The sequence below is a fragment of the Pseudomonas sp. P7758 genome (genome assembly GCF_013386485.1).
Taxonomy (GTDB): Bacteria; Pseudomonadota; Gammaproteobacteria; order Pseudomonadales; family Pseudomonadaceae; genus Aquipseudomonas.
The window spans coordinates 111107-112033 of record NZ_JACARS010000017.1; the positions used below are offsets into that span (position 1 = coordinate 111107).

2 protein-coding genes are annotated in these 927 nt (G+C 62.7%); both read left to right on the forward strand.

Features of this window, described 5'->3' with window-relative positions; all coding sequences use genetic code 11:
• Positions 1 to 109 precede the first annotated feature (109 nt).
• Positions 110 to 481, forward strand: coding sequence for a septal ring lytic transglycosylase RlpA family protein (locus HX873_RS05225; RefSeq protein ID WP_003216071.1), 372 nt, complete (start codon positions 110 to 112; stop codon positions 479 to 481).
• A gap of 59 nt (positions 482 to 540) precedes the next feature.
• On the forward strand, positions 541 to 927 hold a 387-nt coding region (locus HX873_RS05230; protein ID WP_371318392.1), incomplete at its 3' end, for a sodium:calcium antiporter.

A 927-nucleotide genomic window follows, 5' to 3' on the forward strand; every position in this document is an offset into this window, starting at 1 on the left:
CGAAAGCGGTGGATCAGTCAGCCTATGCGTTGCCTGACACACTGCATTCGCGAGCAAGCCCGCTCCCACCCAAGCCCGCTCCCACATCTGTAAGGGGGGAACCTTGAAAATGAAGCGTCTACTCGGCCTGTTGGCCCTGTTCTCTCTGCTCGCCGGCTGCGCCAGCGGCCTCATCGACCCCAACGGCTATGACGAAACCGGCTCCGCGTCCTACTACGGCGCCAAACACCACGGCAACCGCACTGCCAGCGGTGAACCGTTCAACCAGAATGCCCTGACCGCCGCCCATCGTCGCCTGCCCTTCGGCACGCAGGTTAAGGTCACCAATCTCGACAACAACAAAAGCGTCGTTGTCCGCATCAATGATCGCGGCCCGCATACCCGTGGGCGCCTGATCGACCTTTCACGCAAGGCCGCCGAACAGATCGGTATGATCGGCAGCGGCACCGCGCGCGTTCGCGTGCAAGCCCTCAGCAACTGACCGACGGAGCCCAGGCCATTTCCGCATTAACCGCCCTCTCGCCCTTTAGCCTGATCGAACTGATCAGCGGCCTGCTGCTGTTGATCTTCGGCGCAGAAGTATTAGTGCGCGCCGCCGTGCGCCTGGCGGCCAGCCTCAAGGTGCGCCCGCTGATCATCGGCCTGAGCATCGTCGCCTTCGGCAGCAGCGCGCCGCAGATGGCGATCAGCTTGCAAGCGACCCTGGCGGACAACACCGACATCGCCGTGGGCAGTGTGATCGGCAGCAGCATCTTCAACACCCTCGTGACCCTTGGCCTGGCAGCCCTGATCATTCCGCTGCGGGTCTCCCGGCAACTGGTACGCCTGGATATCCCGATGATGATCATCGCCAGCCTGCTGGTGTTTGTGCTAGCCGCCAATGAAGAACTCACGCCGATCGATGGCCTGTTACTGCTGGTGGCCCTG

Coding starts and splice junctions, on each gene's coding strand:
- HX873_RS05225 (WP_003216071.1), top strand. CDS start 110: ATGAAGCGTCTACTCGGCCTGTTGGCCCTGTTCTCTCTGCTCGCCGGC.